Here is a 20,693-nt window from a genome sequence, read left to right on the forward strand (position 1 = left end):
AGGGCAGGTTGCCTACGTGTTACTCACCCGTCCGCCGCTAACCTTCAGAAGTGCAAGCACTCCATCAAGTCCGCTCGACTTGCATGTATTAGGCACGCCGCCAGCGTTCGTCCTGAGCCAGGATCAAACTCTCCAATAAAGTTTGACTTGCTCATTTCAAAGCTAACGTATTAACGTTTGCTTGTATTACATTGACGTGATCCATTTGTTCAGTTTTCAAGGAACTTGTTGGCTGCTTTGCCGATCAAATCTCAATCAGCAGCGCAGGTTTATATCTTATCAAGTATTTAACTTGATGTCAACACTTTTTTTCGACACCGTTCGACAAGCTTCAAAAGCTTTCGTCAAAAGCGACAGTTAGTAATATACCACGTCCCAAAAGATATAGCAAGCATTTTTAAAAGAAAATATGTAAAGTTTCGCATAACATCGTTGATGACATGATTAATGCCTGTTGGAGATCAATATTCATTCGAGTCTGTCTACCTCTCCCGTATAAATTTGCATAATCATGGAGCTCATTTTGATTTAAGTATAATCTCGAAATGTAATTGATTTCCTAAACAAAAGGTTTTAAGGTTAGTTCATCGCTTTTTCACAGACCGACTACATCTAATAAGAAAGGAGCTCGCCGCATGGCAGACAAAAGCATCGCTCTCCAAAAGCCCAAAGATACTCCAAGTCCTGCGCATGGAGAGGCAAATCAGGCTACAGTATATAAAATTCTAATCGCCATCAGTTTTGTTCATTTGTTTAATGATTCGATTCAGTCCGTGATCCCCGCTATCTTTCCCATATTAAAAGATAATCTGCTGCTTACCTTTACGCAGATCGGTTGGATCTCCTTTGCCATTAATTTTACTTCATCCATCATTCAGCCGGTCATCGGGTACGCCGCGGATCGAAGGCCGACGCCGATTTTGCTTCCGATCGGGATGTGTTTCACCTTTGCAGGCGTATTCATTCTTGCATATGCACATACATATATCCTGGTTCTGTTCGCTGTCGTTCTGATCGGATTAGGCTCCGCTACCTTTCATCCGGAGGGAATGCGGGTCGCTCATATGGCTGCAGGCATGCGAAAAGGGTTGTCCCAATCGATCTTTCAAGTAGGGGGCAATGCCGGGCAGTCTCTTGCTCCGCTTCTGACACGATACATTTTCGTACCGTTCGGGCAGTTCGGCGCAATTGGCTTCACCTTCGTTGCGGCGGCTGGTATCATCGTGCAATCCTATGTTGCCCATTGGTATCACGGTATGCTGAAAGCCGGTTACACGTTTAAAAAGAAAGCTGCCGGACGCATGCTTGATCCCGCTCGCCGCAAAAGCGTACGCAATGCCACGCTGGTTCTCGTCATTCTCGTGTTTATCCGCTCCTGGTACGGCGCAGCCATTAGCAGCTATTATGCCTTCTACCTCATGGATGCATACAAAATCACGATTGATAATGCTCAGATCTATATTTTTCTGTTTCTTGCATCGGGAGCTGTGGGCACCTTCTTTGGCGGTCCGCTGGCCGACCGCTTTGGCCGTCGCAACATGATCATGCTCTCCATGATCGGCACGGCGCCCATTGCGTTGATTCTCCCGTTCGCCTCCCCGTTCTGGGCGGCCGTGTTGCTGCTGATCGGCGGGTTTGTTCTATTGTCCAGTTTCTCGGTCACCGTTGTGTATGCCCAAATGCTGCATCCTGGCAATATCGGTACGGTATCCGGGCTGATCACCGGGTTTGCTTTTGGCATGGGCGGGATCGGCTCGCTTGTGCTCGGTAATCTCGGGGATGCTTGGGGAATCGGCAATGTGATGATCGCCGTCGGCTTCTTGCCGCTGCTAGGTCTGCTTGCTCTGCTTCTTCCGGGTGATGACAAGCTGGATCAGTGGTCAAGGGAATAGTTGGTACTATGGAAAAGACACTCATCGGGCAGCACAATGGTGCGTTGGTGAGTGTCTTTTTATTTCATTTTTTTGACGAGTTTTATGAACCAGTATAGGAATATCCATGGGAGCACGTATTTAGTCACCCACTCGAAGCTCAACTGAATAGCTCCGGCATCTGATCCCTCAACCTGATTCCCCAGCGTACCAAAATATTACATGCTCTGGAATATCGAATCAACCTATTTGTTGAATGTAACAAGCACCGAGCGCATTAAAAAGAGGAGATGCCCCGTCACGTCGGTGACATGGAGCAGCTCCTCTTTAGCTCAACCAAAATTGTATTGAAGAAGCTTAGCCTTCATTAAATTTTGTTCAGATAATCCAGCAAACGGTACACAATCACGGATACCTGTGCCCGAGTGGAAGTCTCGCCCGGTGCAAAGCGGTTGCCGCTCACTCCCTTCACCAGACCTTCGTTTACGGCAAAGGCTACGGCCGCACGTGCATCCTCAGAAATCAGATTCGTATCGCTAAATGACAAGGATGCCGTTTCGGAATCCATCTTCAACGCTTCCGCAATCATGACTACCATGTCCTCGCGGGTCAGCGGATGCTTCGCCCCCGCTTCTTTGCTGCGTGTTTCCCAATCGATGCCTGTCTCGAAAATGCGATCAAGCAGCGTCGCAAATTCGGCACGGGTTACCGCATTGTTCGGCGAGAACCGTCCTGCACCGGTACCGTTCGTGATATGCTGCGAGGCAGCAACTTCAATCTCAACCTTAGCCCAGTGGCTGACGATGTCGTTAAAGGTCACGTTATTCTCGGCGGCTGCATAAGAACCCGGTCCGTTGATACGGAACGTGATCGATCCGCGCTCAGCCAATTGCAGCAATCCTGCGGATTGCAGGTCACCTTTTTCCGACTGAACGTAGGCACCCACCTTGCGGGCATCCTTCACTTTGGCCGGGTCGTAGTTCAATGTCAGTAAAAGCGGATGTTTGAACTTATCCCCGTGTTTGACCGAAACGATTGGAGATACAACGTTCAAGGTATTTCCGGATCCCGCTTTGCTTGCAGCTACGGAAACCGTCAAACTGAATCCGCTGTTCGTCGTGAAATCATCCAGGGCATCGGCAGGCACCGTCAAGGTAAAACCGTTACCCGTAATAACAAGCGATTTGCCTGATGCTTTCAGTTTATCGACAGCTGCCTTGCCAAGGGTAAGAGCTACGTCGCTGTATTTGCTGAAATCCAGTTTCGATACGTCCAGTTTTATTTCCTTGCTGTCACTAGCAATTCCTGCCGTAACCACTGCTTCAGACAGAGCCGCCGTTGCGGACTCGGTGCCATCCGCATTTTTCTTCGTCGTTACTTTGGCATCCCCCGATACACCAGGAGCCGGTGTGGACGGGGTTCCCGTGGATCCCCCACCAGACGAAGAGCCGCCGCCGGATCCGCCGCCATTACCCGGGTCCGGGTTGCCCGGTCCAGGTGCGCCTGTCAATTGCAGGTTAACCGTCGCTTTACCTTCAAGACCTTGGCGATCCTTGACGGAAAGCTCGACGGTATATTTGCCCGAAGACAGTCCATCAAGCGGAATGGTAAATGCCCCATCCTGCTCGACATCAAAGCTTCCTTCCTTGGCTACCGTTTTATTGGCTCTTTTAATAACATAAGTGGCATCCAGCCATTCGCTCACATTGAAGTCGATAAACCAGTCCTCTTTTATGACAGGCGCCGCAGTCACGTACAAGTCATCCACGGTTCCCTTCAATACTGCATCCTCTTGCTTGTGAATGGTAGTTTTGGTGTCAATCTCAATCTTTGGAGCTGTACTCTTCACAAAAAACGGATCTCTTACATAGTCAGTGAAAATCCGCAAACTGCTATCCTGAGTCGTAAGATCAATGGAATATAATCCATCTTTAATGGTTAGCTCCTCACCTGTTCCATAGTCGTAATAGCTTCCATCCCACTCCATGTAATAAGGTTGAGCTGGGTGCGTTCTCCTAGCACCATAGATTTGACCAATAACTCCGTCACCGTCCTCGCCAGCTTCGGTGTTCAATGCATCATACAGGTCTAAGATGACAAGACTCATCGGATTAAACAGCTCAAATGCAACATACATACTCTCCACTTCGCCTTGATCATTAAGCTTAAAGTGAGGGAGATCCTCCTCGTCTTCCGTAAAGGTATCGATATAGTTGATACCAACCTTTTGAATATTAAAATATACGGCATACGGTACATAATACTTATTAACGTCACTAATAATGACAATATGCCCTTGGTGTTCCGAAGTACTGGAAATTCCTTTAGGTACGTTCAGACTTACCTCAAGCTCAACCTGCCCATCCAGCGTGAAGGTAGACTGGTCAACCGTAACCGTTACACCCGGCGTTACTCTAGATGCCATCGGTTCCACTTCGACTCTGAAATTGTCAACCAATCCATTCAGGCTCTCGATTCGGATTTTCTTTGTGATGGTGGTTTCCTCGGTTGTACCCGTGAAATTACCAAAATTGATACTGCCAGTAATATTATCCTGCTCATACCGGACACCCCGATCCGTATATGAGGTCTTATCCAAAACCTTCACCAGTTCCGTGGCCTGAATGGTTTTTAATGCTTGCACCCGACCGGCACCTTGGTCGTTAACATCATAATTGTCAGTATCCAGCACTTTCGCGTTGTTCATTAATGCCACTTTGACATCGAACGGCGTCCAGTCCGGATTTTTCTCCAGGATTAAAGCAGCAAGTCCGGCGACATGAGGAGCTGCCATGCTTGTGCCCGTTAATCGGTCGTATGCTTTTGAATAGTCCGCAGTCGGATCGTCTTTTCCATAGGCCGGTATCGATGACAAAATGCTCGTGCCTGGTGCCACTACGTCCGGTTTGATATCCAGCGTCTTCTGGGCAGGGCCGCGAGAGCTCGAGCTGTTGATCTCATCTCCCTCGGTTCGATCTCTCTTGAAATCGGAGAAATTGACTTTCAAATCAGCCTCTGCTTCGAGCCGTTGTCTGATATATTCTCCTTCTTCAAGGCTCATCTTTAAAGTGGGCAGGAAGCTGAAACTATCTCCGAGATATGGAATTGGGTTGATTGAATCATCCACATTATTGTAAATGATAGCTGCGGTTGCGCCGGCTTTCTGGGCATTCGCCATCTTGTCCACAAACGGCAGCTCACCACGTTTAATCAGAGCGATTTTGCCTTTCAGATCTTTACCCTCGAAATCTTCTGGATATCCGAGACCTACATAAACAAGTCCAAAATAACTATCCAGGACATCCTCCGGAGCTACAGCCAAATTCCAAGCCATAAGTTCCGTTTCATACGTATCCGATGTAACCGATGGAGGATACGTGGCGGTCGTAACGGTCGCCGGGGTATCCAGCTCAGCACCTCCTTCATTTAAAGGAGTGGATAGTGTTACAGGCTGAATCGGATCGGTAAAAAATGTGCTAGTAACCCGAATTTCCTCCTGTGGCCCCGTCGAGTTGCCAACGGTAATCGGGAGTGCAGCTGCCCCTGGAGAGCCTACGGTCCAGCGCTGAGGTCCGCTGTTTCCGCTGGCAACCACAGCTGTAACACCTGCCAGCATGGCGTTGTTTAGAGCGATTGACGTAATATATTCCGGATCGTTTAACGAGTTGCCAAGCGAGAGATTAATGACATCCATACCTTCTTGTACGGCACGGTCGATTCCGCCCAGCACCCAACTGGATTTCCCGCTTCCATATGGTCCAAGCACCTTGTATGCGTACAAATCGGCTTCAGGAGCGATTCCCTTTACGCCATATTCCCCGCCTTCTCTAGCAGCAACCGTGCCTGCAACATGGGTTCCATGGTCGGTCCAATAAGTCCTGCCGTCATCGTCGACAGGTTTCGGATTTGTCGGGTCATTCTGGTGATCCTGAGGCGATGTTTCGTATGGATCTTCATCATTGTTGACAAAGTCATATCCGCCTTTATAGGCATCTTTCAAATTTGGATGGAGGTAGTCAATCCCAGTATCGATAACCCCGACTTTGATGCCTTTACCTGTATAGCCCAGATCCCATACGTCCGGGGCGCCTATAAACGGTCCTGTATCCTTCATATAAGGTCTGACTTCATCTACAGGATCAATCGCTACTTCCAGATCCGGGTAAACACCCAGCACACCTGGTTGTGAGGCTAGTTCTTCGAGCTGATCACTATTCACCTCCAGCGTCATCCCGTTCAGTGCATGATGGTACTCGTTCGAAATCGTATAATTAATTTGATTGCGATCTAGATTGCGGATAAAGGTCCGCTGCTCCAGTTGAACGGCATCCCTTATTTTCTGCTCTTCACTACTTGAAAAGGACTTCCCTTGCAAGGAAGAGATCCCTTGGGACAGTGCAACCGGCTCTTCCGAGAGTTCGACAATCACCCTTACGGGGCCGTTAGATTGTAATAGGCTCTGATCCAAGACAGGGTTGGAAAACATTTCGGCTCTACGTTCTATCGTTTGTTTCAGGAGCTCGGCTTGCTCGGAAGTGAATTTGCCGCTTTCCAGCGGTTCACCCGATATAGGAGCCCCCGCTGCAGGTACTACTAGAGATAGCGCCAATACCAAGCTCAAAAATATGGACAACACTCGTTTACTCAAGGACTTTGCTCCTCCCTACGGATGAATTTTCTGCTAATAAAACAGGGTCTTATAACTAGCAGCAAACGACGTCTATACCACCTCTTTCCGTGAAAAAGACTGACCCGTGGTAAATTATTCTAGAATCCAAAATTAGATTCCTTCATCCTTTTCTGTATGTTTTTGTTAAATTGAGTCGAAAGTTTAGGAGCTTTTGACGAATGATCGAAAACGTCATAGTTTCAAGGAAAATATGGCTTACATCGCAAGTAAGGGAGGAGAAAAGAATTCGGGAAAAAGAAAAAACCGAGGCTATCGATAGCCTCGGTTCTTAGGGAGTTGCAACTGATATTGCAAAATATATCCAGGGTATGCTGTTATTCGTTCAACAACCGCACGAACTCTTCCTCATCCTCCAGGATGTCGATGCCGAGCTGCTGGGCTTTGGCCAGCTTGCTGCCGGCTTTTTCGCCTGCAATGAGGAGGTCGGTTTTCTTGGACACGCTGCCGGTGACTTTGGCGCCGAGCGCTTCCAAGCGTTCGGTTGCCTCTTCGCGGGTCAGCAGATGGAGGGTGCCCGTCAGCACAACCGTTTTGCCGCTGAAGTAGGAATCCGTGCTGACCGGCTTCGGCGCTTCCGGCGCTTTCGCTTGGACGCCCAGCGAGAGCATCTTCTGGATGCTCGCTTGGGCAAACGGGTCGGCGAAGTATCCCGCAATGCTTTCGGCCACGATGCCGCCCACGTCCGGCAGCTCCACCAATTCTTCCGCGGTCGCCGCCATCACGCGATTCAGATCACGGTAGTGATCGGCCAGCATTTTGGTAGTGGATTTGCCGGTATTCGGTATACCCAGCGCAAAGAGGAACGATGCAAGATCCCGCTCCTTGCTCTTCTCGATGGCATCCAGCAGATTCTGGGCTTTTTTCTCGCCGAAGCGCTCCAGCTTCAGCAAACTGTCAAACGACAGCGTATAAAGATCAGCCGGTTCTCTTACACCCAGTTCATCATATAACTGGATCGCGGTTTTATCGCTGAACGTCTCAATGTCCATGGCGTCCCTGGAGGCAAAATGCGTGATCCGGGCTACGATTTGCGGCTTGCATCCCGTCTTGTTGTTGCAGAAGAGGTGGGCGCCGCGCTGTTCCAGCGGAAATCCGCAGGATGGACACTGTTCCGGATACAGGATCTCTTCGCCATCCTGCTCCTCCGTTACTTTGCCGAGGATCTCGGGAATGACGTCATTCGAACGGCGAATGAAGACCCGCGAGCCGAGCGCGAACTTGAGATTTTTGCGCTCAATATCCCCGATATTATTCAGCGTACAATTTTGCACCGTAACTCCGGCAAGCTCAACAGGCTCTACACGGGCTAGTGGCGTGATTTTTCCGGTCCGTCCCACATTCCAGGTAACCGACTGCAGCACGGTCGTGGTTTCTTCCGCTTCGAATTTGTAAGCGACCGCCCAGCGCGGGAACTTGTCGGTATATCCGAGCACATCGCGGATGCGGAAATCGGTCACCTTCACAACCGCCCCGTCAATGAGGTAATCGAGCTCGGAGCGGCGTTTTTCGATATCGGCCAGCTGCTCCATCACATCATCAAACTGCTCGAAATAGAAGATGTACGGGTTGACCTTGAGCCGATTCTCGCGCAGGAAATCCATCATTTCCTTGTGGTCGGCAAAGGTGATTCCATCCGAGTAGCCGACATTGTAGAAGTACGCGTTCAGCTTACGCTCGGCCGTCACCTTCGGATTCAGATTGCGAAGCGCTCCTGCGGCAGCATTGCGCGCGTTCTTGAGCGGCTCGGCCGCGGTTTGATTGTATTGTTCCAGCACGGACAGGTTCATGATGCCCTCGCCCTGCACTTCGATCGTGCCTTCCGCGTACGGGATCGTCATTGGCACCGACTTGATGGTCTTCACCTGAGCCAAAATGCCTTCGCCTACCGTTCCGTTCCCCCGAGTCGATGCTTGAACCAGCTTGCCGTCCTGATAGGTCAGATTCAGCGTCAGCCCGTCAAACTTCAGCTCCAATGCATAACAAGGCTTCGGCAGAGGATTGCCGGGATTCTTCGTATTATAGTCATTGACCAGCCTGACCACGCGATCATGCCAGGTACGGAGCTGCTCGATGTTCTGGGCTTTATCGAGACTCCATAACGGAGCCAAATGGCGGTGCGGGGCAAAACCTTTCAGAATCTCCCCGCCCACCCGCTGGGTCGGAGAATCCGGGAGCGTCACTCCGGTCTCTGCCTCCAACGCTACCAGCTGGTCGTACAGGGCGTCATACTCCTTGTCGCTTACAAGCGGCTGATCCAGCGTGTAGTAATGGTAATTGTAATTGTTCAGCTCCGCAATGAGCTTCTCCATCTTTTCCTTGAAATCCATGCAGGGGCAATCCTCCTTCAATATAATAAGGCCATCATGGGTTACGTTGCTTTAGATCATATTTACCTAGTTCTATCCCTTATTCCACCTTCGTAATCGGCGCAAAGCCGGCAAGCAGGCGTTTCACGCCCACAGGCGCCGGGAATGCAATCTGCAATTCCATGTCATTGCCGCTGCCCTTCACCGCTACGATCGTACCGGTCCCCCATTTGCCATGGGCGACTTTGTCGCCGGCCTTAAAATCGCCGCTGCCCGAGGCAGCCGCTGGACGGGATGACCCACCGGTTGTCATCGTCACCCGGCTCTTCGGCGCGGCTTGCGCGGAAGCCGTCGATCCGCTGAGGGAGAGGTCTACGCTGCGGCCGCCGCCAAAGTTGCTGCCGCCACCGCCGCCGAAGCCGCGTCCCGCATAGGATCCGCCCACATTGCTTCCGCCGCCTCGGCGGTAGCGGTCATGCGCCATCTGGGTGTCTTCCTTCAGTTCTTCCGGGATCTCCTCCAGGAATCGCGATGGCATGTTCGCCGTCGTGCGGCCAAATAAGGTACGCATGCGCGCACAGGATAAGAACAACTGTTTCTCGGCCCGCGTGATGCCTACATAAGCAAGTCGGCGTTCTTCTTCCAGCTCCTCGTTATCCATAAAGGCACGGCTGTGCGGGAATACTCCTTCCTCCATGCCGATGATGAATACCACCGGGAACTCCAGGCCTTTGGCGCTGTGCATGGTCATGAGCACGACAGCATCGTCGCGGTCTTCCTCGTCATCGTTCATCGAGTCAATGTCCGCGATCAGCGCAAGATCCGTGAGGAAAGAGACGAGCGACTTATCCTCGTTGTTCTTCTCGAACTCTTGCGTAACCGACAGGAACTCGTCGATGTTCTCGAGGCGGGATCTGGATTCGATCGTATTCTCGTTTTGCAGCTCGAGGCGGTACTCGGACATCTCGAGAATTTTTTCCGTAAGCTCTGTCACCGACAGAAACTCGACCATTCGGCTGAGCGCGGCAATCATGTCGTAGAAGCCCACCAGCGCATTGCGCGTCCGTCCGGCAAAACCGAGGTCGTCCACGATTTCCAGCACGCGGAAGATCGAGATGCCCCGTTCTCCGGCTGCTGCAGCCAGCTTCGCGACGGTTGTGTCGCCGATGCTTCTTTTGGGCACGTTAATGATCCGCGTCAAGCTGATATCGTCGTCCGGGTTGGAAATCAGGCGCAGATAAGCAAGCATGTCCTTGATCTCTTTGCGATCGTAGAACTTGATGCCGCCGACGATCTGGTACGGAATATCCGACTTGATCAGAATTTCCTCGATCACCCGGGACTGCGCGTTGGTCCGATACAGAATCGCGTGGTCCTGATAGCTCTTGCCGTCCTTGATGTTCTTGCTAATTTCCGAGGTGACAAAATACCCCTCATCATGCTCCGTATCCCCACGGAACACTTTGATCTTCGGCCCTTCGCCCTGCTCGGTCCACAGATTCTTCGGCTTGCGGCCCGTGTTCAGGCCAATAACATTGTTGGCAGCGTTCAAAATGTTCGCTGTCGAACGGTAATTCTGCTCCAGCAGAATCGTGCGCGCCTCCGGGTAATCCTGCTCAAAATTCAGGATGTTCGTGATATCCGCGCCGCGCCAGCGGTAGATCGACTGGTCGCTGTCCCCGACAACGCAGATGCGGTGATGGCTGTCCGCCAGCATGCGGCAGAGCATGTACTGCGCCCGGTTGGTATCCTGGTATTCATCCACGTGGATGTACTGAAATTTGCGCTGATAGAAGTCTAGAACCTCCGGCACTTCCTTAAACAGCTGGATCGTGGTCATGATCAGATCGTCGAAATCGAGCGAATTGTTGCTCTTCAAGCGTTTCTGGTATTCGGTGTAGACCTTGGCAACGAGGGTTTCAAAATAGTCCCCGGCTTTCTGTTCATACTGCTGCGGGGAGATCAGCTCATTCTTGGCCGCGCTCATGGCCGCTTGGATCGCCTTCGGCTCGAATTTCTTCGGATCGATGTTGTGTTGCTTCATCACGTTCCGAATTACGGACAGCTGGTCTGTCGAATCCAAAATACTAAAATTCGAAGTAAAGCCGATCCGCTCAATGTCTTTGCGCAAAATCCGTACGCACATGGAGTGGAACGTCGATACCCAAATGTCCTGGCCTTCCCGGCCGACCAGCTTGGATACCCGCTCCTGCATCTCGCGGGCTGCCTTATTCGTAAACGTAATCGCCAGGATGCTCCATGGTGCGGCTTTGCGCGTGGCGATCAGGTACGCGATCCGGTGCGTCAGCACCCGCGTCTTGCCGGAACCGGCTCCGGCCATAATGAGCAGCGGTCCGTCGGTTGCTTCAACGGCCTGGCGCTGCTGCGGATTGAGACGTCTGACGGCGTCGTGTATGTCAATGGAATGCATAAACATTGCCTCCTAAATAGGTATAGAATTTGAAGGGGAAAACTTGAGTAACAATAAATATCCAAAAAATTGGGATATAGTCTATCGGATCGATTTGATTAAAGATGATGAATCGTACTGAATGCTGCCTATCTAAGGCACGGTGCGTTCTGCATGGATATTCAATGAATAAATACATGCTTACCGGCAGAGGAACTGAAAATACGATTATAGAGCCTGAGCTGGCTGGCTAAACGCGCCTCTATATTTTTTAGCAAATCAGTTAATAGGACCCCTCAGCCCTTCACGGCCTTGACCGTCTCGAGCGCCTGCTCCAGATGCTCGTACACCACGTTGCCCACAACGATCGTATCCGAGATAGCAGCAGCCTCCAGCGCCTGCTCGGCATTGGTTATTCCACCGCCGTAGAACAAACGGGCGTTATCCAGCGATCTTCGAACCGTGCGGACCGTTTCCATGTCTCCGAACGCGCCGCTGTATTCCAGATACACGATCGGCAGATTCATCAGCTTGTCCGCAATCTGGGCATAAGCGGCAGCCGCGCTCGCTTCAATCGAAGTCTCTGCACCGGTCAATTTCGCCACTGCAGCGTTCTCGTTCAACACGATATACCCCTCGGTCACGACCAGATCCCACGGGATCATGTACCCGTAGCGTTCGATTCCCTCGCGATGACGGCCCATGATCCAGGTCGGATCCTGCGTATTCATAACCATCGGGACCATATATAGATCAAATCCGGGTACAACGGCTTCCAGATCGGATACTTCCTGCACGCACGGCAGCTCGTAACGCCGAACTCGGGACAGCAGATCCACGGTATTTTCATAGGTGACTCCGGTTGAGCCTCCGACCATAATGGCATCGGTTCCTGACAAGCATACCGCATCAAGGGTCTCGTCATCGATCTCCTTGTCGGGGTCCAGCTTAAACACATGCCTCCAGGATTGTATCATCTCTTTCAAGCGTCATTCCTCCACGTTCACGGGTTACTATCATACTAAAATAAGTCTATGCTAGCACGGTAAGCAAGTCAATTTATGTTCGTATAAAATACGAACATTTTTTTGGTAATTGCGGTTTATCGGTTCAGCCGATATACGAACCTCGTCGCTGGAAAGAGATTTGGGCGGATACCTGGTTAAGAAAAACGTCTACCGACGTACAATCCCAGACCGCATGACGCACAATCCCAGACATATAAATGGTGGCTTTCAGTGATATCAAGTAGGCCAAGCTTCGAAGTTTATATTTCTGATAGCACGAAAAAGCCCGCAATCTCTTATGGAGATCACGGACTTCCATGCTCAGCATTATTATGGATGCAAACTCAAACTTTTCCACAGACGGACGCGATATGAGGCGTGCCTTGTAAGGTACATCTACTCCAGTCGCTTTGTCATCGTATATCTCAAGCTGTTCCGCTCCAGCTCCGGCTCGGTCAGCAGATCCGAGTAGACGCCGTACACGCCCCATTTTTCATAATTGTTCACGGTGTTCGTGTCATTGATGGTGTGGACATAGGTCACGGCTCCCGCTTGCCTTAGCTTGGCTACGAAATTCGGGCTGACCTTGTACTCCGGCATGGTAACCGCGTCAATGTGGTTATCCCGGACGAAGGCTGTGATCTTAGCGGGTGAGTCCTGCGTGGCATACAGCGTATATATAATCGATTGAAACGGGTAGATGTCCTGAACCATATCAAGCATCGGCTCATTGTAAATTTGGACGACAACCCGATCCAGAAGCTTCGGATCCCGTTCTTTAGCAGCGTTTACGATCTCCGCGAACAGGTACTGTATATCCCGGTCCTTCTGCTCCTTCGTATCCGTCACGATGTAGATATCGGGATGACGCTCCATCATATCCATAACCCCCTCAATATCCATCGGCTGGTATTGTTCCAAAATCGGCGTGTTAATAAACTCCTCATGGCTCAGGCGGGCGGCCTGCTTATCGTCCGGGAGCTTCTCCTTCTGACCCAGCTGCTGCGTCATGCTCTCCGTCCACTCATGCCTGGCTACGACTTTGCGATCCTCCGTCAGCATCAAATCAATCTCGAACACCCTGGTGCCTTTCTCATAGTTAACAACCATGGCTTCATAAGCGTTCGTATAGGGCTGTTCGCCGATGCTTCCCATGGCATGGGCAATCAGGCGATAGGCCGCGAATCCTTGCGGCGCTTCCTCCTCCATCTCCAGATGGGTCAGAAGCAGTATCATAATGGCGGAAAGTAATAGAAGGACAGCTGCGATCCGTTTCATGGTATCCCCACCCTTTGTTTCGTTCATTGCCGTTGCTAGGTAAATACCCGGTTAATGGAGGGGCCAAACAAAAAAACGCCACTTGGCGGCTGCCAAATGACGGAACGATTTTTATGATGCTTAGGGATCACTAGCTCTTGGCCTTCAAAAGGTGAATATACCATTTCAATCCCGCGTTGTGGTTAAACACGCTGACTTTATCTACGACGTCAAACCCATCACAGCTTTCGATTTCGCCGATCTTATGCTCTACCATGAGATAATCAGGATCCTGGGTGTTCTTATGTGAATATAGGGAAGAGATGATGACGCCATCCGGGGTCAGGTAACGGGCATATTCCAACAGCTTGCTAGCGGTATTGGGCACGTACTGCAGCGATTCATTAAAAACGATGATGTCGTAGCTTTTATGAGGAACATAATGATTGATGTCCGCGCGCTGAAATAAGTTCTTTGACGTTTTGCCGGATGCGATTCTGATCGCTTCCTCGGACAGGTCTACACCGGTATAATTCGATTTTTCATCGTCTAAGAGCATGTCATACAACAGGCCGGCCCCGCATCCCATATCCAGAATGCCCTCTTCCCCAAGATACTTTCGGATGTAACCGTACACGACCGAGTATCTGGCATATTCCGTGATGTCCGATAAATAATCCCACATGCGGGATCTGTACTCTTCGTCCCATTGCTCTTGGCTGCTTTCGATGAAATCCTGGACCTTGGCGTTTTCCATATCGATTCCTCCCATAATGCGTATTGGATGTGATCCTTCCGTTAGGCAAATGAAGCGGCAAGATAAAAACACGGTTATTTCGATAACATTAGAAGTCTTCATAACACTGGTGGACAATCATAACCAACCTGCGACTCTGCTAATGAACAAACTCTAGCAAAGCAACGACAAGTCTAGTATTTCATTATAATAGTATTATAGTTATATTTTGTAAATCATTCCAGACTACTATTGTCCGCTGTGTTGTACATGCATGTTGAAGTGAGCGGAGTGGATCGAATGTCCGAAGTTTTTCCCGGCTATGTCACAAACTTACAGGAAGCGACAGCATTCGGTATCTTTACAACGGGACTTGGTAAGCAGCTTTAGTCGAAATATGCTTCTAGGACAGGTAAATAAAAGACGCCATCCGGCTCATGCCAGATGACGTCATCATGAATTACTATCAATATGCGTTTTTGAATCCGTTACGGATCGTGCGCAGAATGATTTTGATATCAAACAGAATGGACCAATTCTCGATGTAGAAAATATCGTGCTTGATCCGCTCCTCTATCGAAGTGTCCCCGCGCAGGCCGTTGCTCTGCGCCCACCCCGTGATGCCCGGGCGTACGTGGTGTTTCACCATGTACTTCGGAATCTCCTCTTTGAACTGTTCAACGTAATAAGGTCGTTCCGGTCTTGGGCCCACAACGCTCATATGACCAAACAGGACATTAAAGAACTGCGGCAGCTCATCCAGACTCGTCTTCCGGAGAAATGAGCCGAACTTGGTGCGGCGCGGATCATTCTCCACCGTCCAGCCCGTATCCTGCGCCCCTTCCGGCAGCGGCTTCATCGAACGGAATTTATACATATAAAAGTTCCTGCGGTTCAGCCCGACCCGCTCCTGCTTGAAAATGACAGGGCCCCGGGAGGTCAATCGGACACCGAGGTAAATCCCGATCATCACCGGCAGGGTTAGGATAATCGCCACTAATGAGAATACGATATCAAACGCCCGCTTGAACAGTCGGTTTGCCGCTAGATCCAGCGGAATATCGCGCACGTTGATCATCGGCATACCCGCAAAGTTATCAAACACCGGCCGTGCCGGGAGATAATCGAAAAAGTCCGGGATAATTAGCGTTCGGACACCGGCTTTTTCACAAGCAGCAATGATCTCCGGATACTTGTGGTGCGCATCCAATGGAAGTGCCAGTACGACCTCATCGACGAGCTTTTCGTTTAGCACCTTATGTAGATCGCCGACCGAGCCCAAGATAGGTTTAAGCCGTCTCGCCTCGATGTCGTCCCACTTCTGGTAATCATCCAGGAAGCCGATGACTTCATACCCCAGCTCCGGATACTGCTTCAGATTTTTGAAGAAGCGCTTGCCTAGCGACCCTGCACCCACGATGAGCACAAATTGGCGGTTGTAGCCTTTTTCCCGAAAATGCTTGAGCGATTTCTTGAGGAAATAACGGTATAGGATGATGAAAGCTACGTTGAGAATCATGTAGATGGCGAGATATCCCCGTGAAATATTAATCTCCTTCACATAGAACATCAAACTTAACAATATAAACATCCCAATAAAGTGTGTTTGGAATATTTTCATAAACTCATCTGCGAAGCGTTTTTTCCGTTTCGGTGAATACATCGAAATCATGGTACCAACTACCAATGCTATCGCACCATAAACAATACTCCATATTGCATATATACCAATTGGAAGCGGGTTATGGAACAAGAGCCATCCACTCTCGAATTTAATCCACCACGCAATTAAGAATGCTAATTGAATAAAGGCAAAATCAGTGATCATATATAATTTAGTCAGGAAACCCTGATTTTTACGTATCATGATTTCACCTCCACTCCACCTGGAGATTGCGCTATCGTTGCTGGACGAATGGGCTTAAGCCGGTTCGTAAGCAGGGATAAGAGTAATTTCAGACCAACGCCCGCATACACGGCTCCATTAACGAATATGTTGTACTTCTGCCGGTAATGCTTCCGATGGAAAAGAATCATCGCCCGATGGAACTCATAAATGATCTTGAACGGCCGACGCCGAGCGCTGCCTCCTTTATAATGGATAATCGTCGTACGAGGATAATAGTGAATTCCCCATCCCGCCTGCTTGATGCGATAGCACCAGTCGATATCCTCCCCGTACATAAAAAAGGTCTCGTCCAGCCCGCCCACCTGCTCAATCGTCTCGCGGCGTACCAGCATGAACGCACCGACCAAACAATCCACCGGATACTCTACATCCGGATTCAAATACCCCAGCTGATACTGGTTAAACTCCGGCTTGTTCGGGAACAGCTTGCTGAGCCCAAAAGCATAATAGAAGGACGCCGAAGGCGTTGGGAACCCTCTTTTGCAGGCCTTATCCAGCGAGCCGTCCGGGAGGACGATTTTGCAGCCGGAAGCGCCTATGATCGGATTATAGTCCATAAAAGCGACCATCGTCTGGATCGTATTCTGCTGTATAATCGTGTCGGAATTTAGCAGCAGCGTATAGCGGCCTTCCGCCACTTCCATCCCTTGATTGTTGGCTTTGGCAAAGCCGGTATTTTCCGTGTTCTCGATCAGCTTAACCTGCGGAAATAACTCTCGGATGGTATGAACGGACTCGTCCTTCGAGTTGTTATCTATCAGAATCACTTCATATGTATATTCCGTCTCCGATGCAAACACGGATCGCAAACAGTCCACCGTCAGCTGACAGGTATTGTAGTTCACGATTAAAATGCTTAAATCCATTGCATAACGTCTCCTGACAAATATAGTAATCTATCGACATTATAGCATAGTTCGTAGGGAAATAAGGAATATCAAGGAATAAGTTTGCTCTGTCCTCTTCCATTCAACTCTCATATAAAGCCGATCAAAATAAAGAACTTGAATAACAAACTCTCTGCCTTGGATTGTCTGTACAATTTGCTCTTGCGTGCATAATGTAATCTGTCCATGAATCTTGTTCGAGTTGCAAGAAATAAATCCAGCTGCTCTTTCTGTTCTCCAGTCAATCGCGATCCATAGATTCGATCAAACTCGCTCGCTTGTTTATGCAGCAAATCTTTGCCTGTATGCCTCTTAAAACTGGCCCATTTGCTCTTCAACTTACCCACGATGGAATTGCTGCCCCCTACCACATTATTATTGTGCTGACGGTATAACATCGATGGCTTGTTATCGTAGATTGCGGTTCCAAATGCGGATACGAGCAGGTAGAACCACCAATCGTGCATAAGAACCTTTTGACTGTCCACCGATTGACTATTGATAAACAGGTTTCTCGCCGATCGATTCATCGTGATGGTCGCGCCAATGGCAATATTTTCGTACAACGCATTGAAGAAAGAGGGCTCCTGAGCAGGAGGCTTTGGCCATGCACCTTTCCGGTTTAACTCGTCATCCGTAAGGTAGGTCGATGTAAATACCATTGCCGGCACTTCCGTATATATAGAGGAGTCTAGGCGGGCTATAGCATGCTCTACCTTATGATCAAGCCACACGTCATCCTGATCGCAAAAACAGTAGTAATCAGCCTCAACGTCTGCAGCACGCAGCAGTTCAAAGAAACTGGACACAACGCCAACATTCGTTCCTTTTATGAGCTTGATCTTATCGGGGTGTGTTGTCACCCATTGGTCGAGAAGCTGTATCGTTTTATCAGTCGATCCATCGTCTCTTATCAGGATGGAGACAGCAGCATGCGTCTGATTGAGAATACTCTGGATTTGCTCGGATATATATTGTTCGCCGTTGTAGGCGGATAACAACACTTGCACTTTTTTCATACGGGAACCTCCGAAAAAACACTTGAAATCAATAATCTCATAGACCCAATACAGCTGAGAGGTCTATAGAGAAAGAAGCTAGCTAAAAAAGGCCAGATCATACAGATCAGGCCCTTCGAGTCGCTGTATTCATTTTAAGTATAGTTCAGGGTGCTGCTTCATATCCAGCATAAACTGCTTCAGCCCTTCACGCCAATGTGGCAAATCCTCAAATTGGTTTAGTCGGATAGCTAAATGATCCATGACCGAATTGGCCGGACGTGGAGCGGGTCTTGGAAACTCTTCAGTAGTACAAGGCTGCAATTCAGCGGTTATGGTAAGTCCCAATTGTTCACGAGCCTCTTCAAAAATGGCGCTAGTAAACTCATACCAAGTACAAGAACCATTGTTGGAGGCATGATATATACCGTATTCTTCAGTGGAAATTAAGTTTATCAAGAACTGCGCCAGATCTACCGTGTAGGTGGGCGAACCTTTTTGGTCGTTAACCACCTTTAACAGCGGTTTTTCTTGTCCTAGACGAAGCATCGTTTTTACAAAGTTGTCGCCATGCAGGCCGAACAACCATGAAGTTCGCACAATAAACCAACGAGAGCAAAAATGTTGAACCATCTGTTCCCCTGCAAGCTTGGACTTTCCATAAACACTTTGCGGGTCGGGAGAATCATACTCGTTATATGGCCTTTCACTCGTACCACTAAAAACGTAGTCCGTGCTAATAAATACGATCTTGGCATCGATTTTTTCAGCAGCGAGAGCCATGTTTCTAGTACCTACTGCATTCACGAGATAAGCACCGTCCACATCCGTCTCTGCAGCATCAACCGCGGCATATGCCGCACAATGAATGATCCAGTCCGGTCGGCGGGTTGAACTTACTTGGAAGCATTGATCTAAGTCCGTTATGTTTAGTTCTTCTCTACCGCAGCTAAAAACTTCATGACCAGCTAGGTTAAATATCCGCCCAATATCCTGCCCTAGCTGACCATGTGCTCCTGTGATTAATACCTTCATCCGTTCCCACCCAAACGGCTGCCATACTGCTGGGTCATATAATCACGATATGCGCCGGATTGAATTCTCGTCCACCACTCTTTGTTGCTCAAATACCACTGAATCGTTTCCTTAATGCCTGTCTCGAAGTTGTGCTTTGGCTTCCAGCCCAGCTCGTTCATGATTTTTGTAGGATCAATGCCATAACGTCGGTCGTGGCCTGGACGGTCTGTCACGTAAGTAATCAGTGACTCCGGCTTACCAAGCTCGTTCAAAATGGTTTTGACGATATGAACATTGGTACGTTCGTTGTTGCCCCCAATATTATAAACCTCACCTAGTTTCCCCTGGTGAATAACCAGATCGATCGCACTGCAATGATCCTCGACATACAGCCAATCACGAATATTGAGGCCATCGCCGTAAACCGGCAGGGATTCATCATTTAGGGCACGAGAAATAATCAGGGGGATCAGCTTCTCAGGGAATTGGTATGGACCGTAATTGTTCGAGCAGCGGGTAATGTTAACCGGGAGACCAAAGGTCTCATGGTAAGCTCTTACGAGCAGATCCCCGCCTGCTTTGCTGGCAGAATACGGGCTATTCGGTGCAAGTGGCGTCGTTTCAGAGAACAAACCGGTTTCGCCCAAGGACCCATATACTTCATCCGTGGATACTTGGACAAACTTAGTCACGCCATATTTTTTGGCTGCATCCAGAAGAACCTGTGTACCCATGACATTGGTGTTTACGAAAATTTCCGGTTCCAGAATACTGCGATCTACGTGTGATTCTGCCGCGAAATTAACAACTACATCGATACCCTGTTGGAAAATCGCGTCCACCGCTGGTTTGTCAGCTATATCTGCTTGCACGAAAAAATAGTTAGGGTGGTCTTGAACGGATTTTAAGTTTTCAAGGTTGCCTGCATACGTAAGTGCATCCATGTTGATGATCTGGTAATTCGGATGCTGCTGAATCATATATAAAATAAAGTTACTGCCGATAAAACCGGCGCCGCCGGTAACGAGAAGTTTCATCCTCACTGCCCCCTAGTCAAAATTCATCTCTGCGTCTTTCAGCAGCGGGTGCCGCTGGTCTTTATCCGACAATGTCGGATTCGACGTTGGCCAATCGATCCCCAAAGCCGGATCATTCCATAATATGCCGCGGTCATTCTCGGGGGAATAATATTCGTCCACTTTATAGAGGACCTGGGTATTGGGTACAAGCGTACAAAAACCATGTGCGAAGCCCTTAGGAACAAGTAGCTGACGATGGTTATGCTCGCTCAAAATGACACCGACCCACTGACCAAAGGTAGGGGAGCTTTTTCTAATATCTACGATCACATCGTAAATAGCACCTGTTAGGACACGTATGAGTTTGGTTTGAGCCTTAGGGTTGAGCTGATAATGAAGACCACGCAGAACCCCAGCTTCAGCGGATAAAGATTGGTTGTCTTGGATGAAGTTATAGGCAATGCCGTGCTGCTTAAAAAGTGAATCATTGTAACTCTCCATAAAAAAACCCCGATGATCGCCGTGGACCACCGGTTCAAGTACAAAAGCGTCTGTGAGTTTTAAAGGAGTTACGTTCATCGTTCAA

General features: G+C 49.3%; 13 protein-coding genes and 1 rRNA gene. 1 reads left to right on the forward strand and 13 read right to left on the reverse strand.

The features are described 5' to 3' along the window. A 16S ribosomal RNA gene (locus tag RB297_RS21735) occupies positions 1-139 on the reverse strand; the annotation flags it as partial. Between the two features lie 496 nt (positions 140-635). Between RB297_RS21735 and RB297_RS21740 the strand changes: the two genes are divergently transcribed. Then, the gene (locus tag RB297_RS21740) at positions 636-1,892 is read left to right on the forward strand and encodes an MFS transporter (RefSeq protein WP_375121409.1); all 1,257 of its coding nucleotides are present in this window, start codon (positions 636-638) and stop codon (positions 1,890-1,892) included. Positions 1,893-2,238: 346 nt separating this feature from the next. Here the strand turns inward: RB297_RS21740 and RB297_RS21745 are convergent, their stop codons facing one another. From RB297_RS21745 to rfbC, 12 genes are all read right to left on the reverse strand, one after another. Further along, complete coding sequence (locus RB297_RS21745) at positions 2,239-6,519, reverse strand: S8 family serine peptidase (RefSeq protein ID WP_375121410.1); 4,281 nt, start codon at positions 6,517-6,519, stop codon at positions 2,239-2,241. Positions 6,520-6,875: 356 nt separating this feature from the next. Further along, positions 6,876-8,888: an NAD-dependent DNA ligase LigA gene (ligA, locus tag RB297_RS21750; protein ID WP_192570465.1), complete on the reverse strand. Its 2,013-nt coding sequence runs from the start codon at positions 8,886-8,888 to the stop codon at positions 6,876-6,878. A 79-nt stretch (positions 8,889-8,967) separates the two neighbouring features. Continuing rightward, positions 8,968-11,298 carry a DNA helicase PcrA gene (pcrA, locus tag RB297_RS21755; protein ID WP_375121411.1) on the reverse strand — a complete coding sequence of 777 codons (2,331 nt, stop codon included), beginning with the start codon at positions 11,296-11,298 and terminating at the stop codon, positions 8,968-8,970. A 275-nt stretch (positions 11,299-11,573) separates the two neighbouring features. Beyond that, the gene (pcrB, locus tag RB297_RS21760; RefSeq protein ID WP_375121412.1) at positions 11,574-12,263 is read right to left on the reverse strand and encodes a heptaprenylglyceryl phosphate synthase; all 690 of its coding nucleotides are present in this window, start codon (positions 12,261-12,263) and stop codon (positions 11,574-11,576) included. Between the two features lie 417 nt (positions 12,264-12,680). Beyond that, positions 12,681-13,562: a phosphatidylinositol-specific phospholipase C/glycerophosphodiester phosphodiesterase family protein gene (locus RB297_RS21765; protein WP_375121413.1), complete on the reverse strand. Its 882-nt coding sequence runs from the start codon at positions 13,560-13,562 to the stop codon at positions 12,681-12,683. A gap of 130 nt (positions 13,563-13,692) precedes the next feature. Beyond that, positions 13,693-14,298: a class I SAM-dependent methyltransferase gene (locus RB297_RS21770; RefSeq protein ID WP_375121414.1), complete on the reverse strand. Its 606-nt coding sequence runs from the start codon at positions 14,296-14,298 to the stop codon at positions 13,693-13,695. Positions 14,299-14,743: 445 nt separating this feature from the next. Further along, the gene (locus RB297_RS21775; RefSeq protein ID WP_375121415.1) at positions 14,744-16,144 is read right to left on the reverse strand and encodes an undecaprenyl-phosphate glucose phosphotransferase; all 1,401 of its coding nucleotides are present in this window, start codon (positions 16,142-16,144) and stop codon (positions 14,744-14,746) included. Next, entirely contained in the window at positions 16,141-17,052 is a 912-nt protein-coding gene (locus tag RB297_RS21780) for a glycosyltransferase family 2 protein (protein ID WP_375121416.1), read from the reverse strand. The genes RB297_RS21775 and RB297_RS21780 overlap by 4 nt, the downstream gene beginning before the upstream one ends. A 110-nt stretch (positions 17,053-17,162) precedes the next feature. Further along, positions 17,163-18,092 (reverse strand): glycosyltransferase family 2 protein, encoded by a 930-nt coding sequence (locus RB297_RS21785; RefSeq protein ID WP_375121417.1) that lies wholly within the window; start codon positions 18,090-18,092, stop codon positions 17,163-17,165. Between the two features lie 129 nt (positions 18,093-18,221). After that, a complete protein-coding gene (gene rfbD, locus RB297_RS21790; protein ID WP_375121418.1) occupies positions 18,222-19,106 on the reverse strand; it encodes a dTDP-4-dehydrorhamnose reductase in 885 nt (294 codons plus the stop codon). After that, the gene (gene rfbB / locus RB297_RS21795) at positions 19,103-20,125 is read right to left on the reverse strand and encodes a dTDP-glucose 4,6-dehydratase (RefSeq protein ID WP_375121419.1); all 1,023 of its coding nucleotides are present in this window, start codon (positions 20,123-20,125) and stop codon (positions 19,103-19,105) included. The genes rfbD and rfbB overlap by 4 nt, the downstream gene beginning before the upstream one ends. Positions 20,126-20,137: 12 nt before the next feature. Next, positions 20,138-20,686: a dTDP-4-dehydrorhamnose 3,5-epimerase gene (rfbC, locus tag RB297_RS21800; RefSeq protein WP_220683738.1), complete on the reverse strand. Its 549-nt coding sequence runs from the start codon at positions 20,684-20,686 to the stop codon at positions 20,138-20,140. Positions 20,687-20,693 lie beyond the last annotated feature (7 nt).

Source organism: Paenibacillus sp. CR_12 (assembly GCF_041953985.1).
GTDB lineage: Bacteria > Bacillota > Bacilli > Paenibacillales > Paenibacillaceae > Paenibacillus_AQ > Paenibacillus_AQ lautus_A.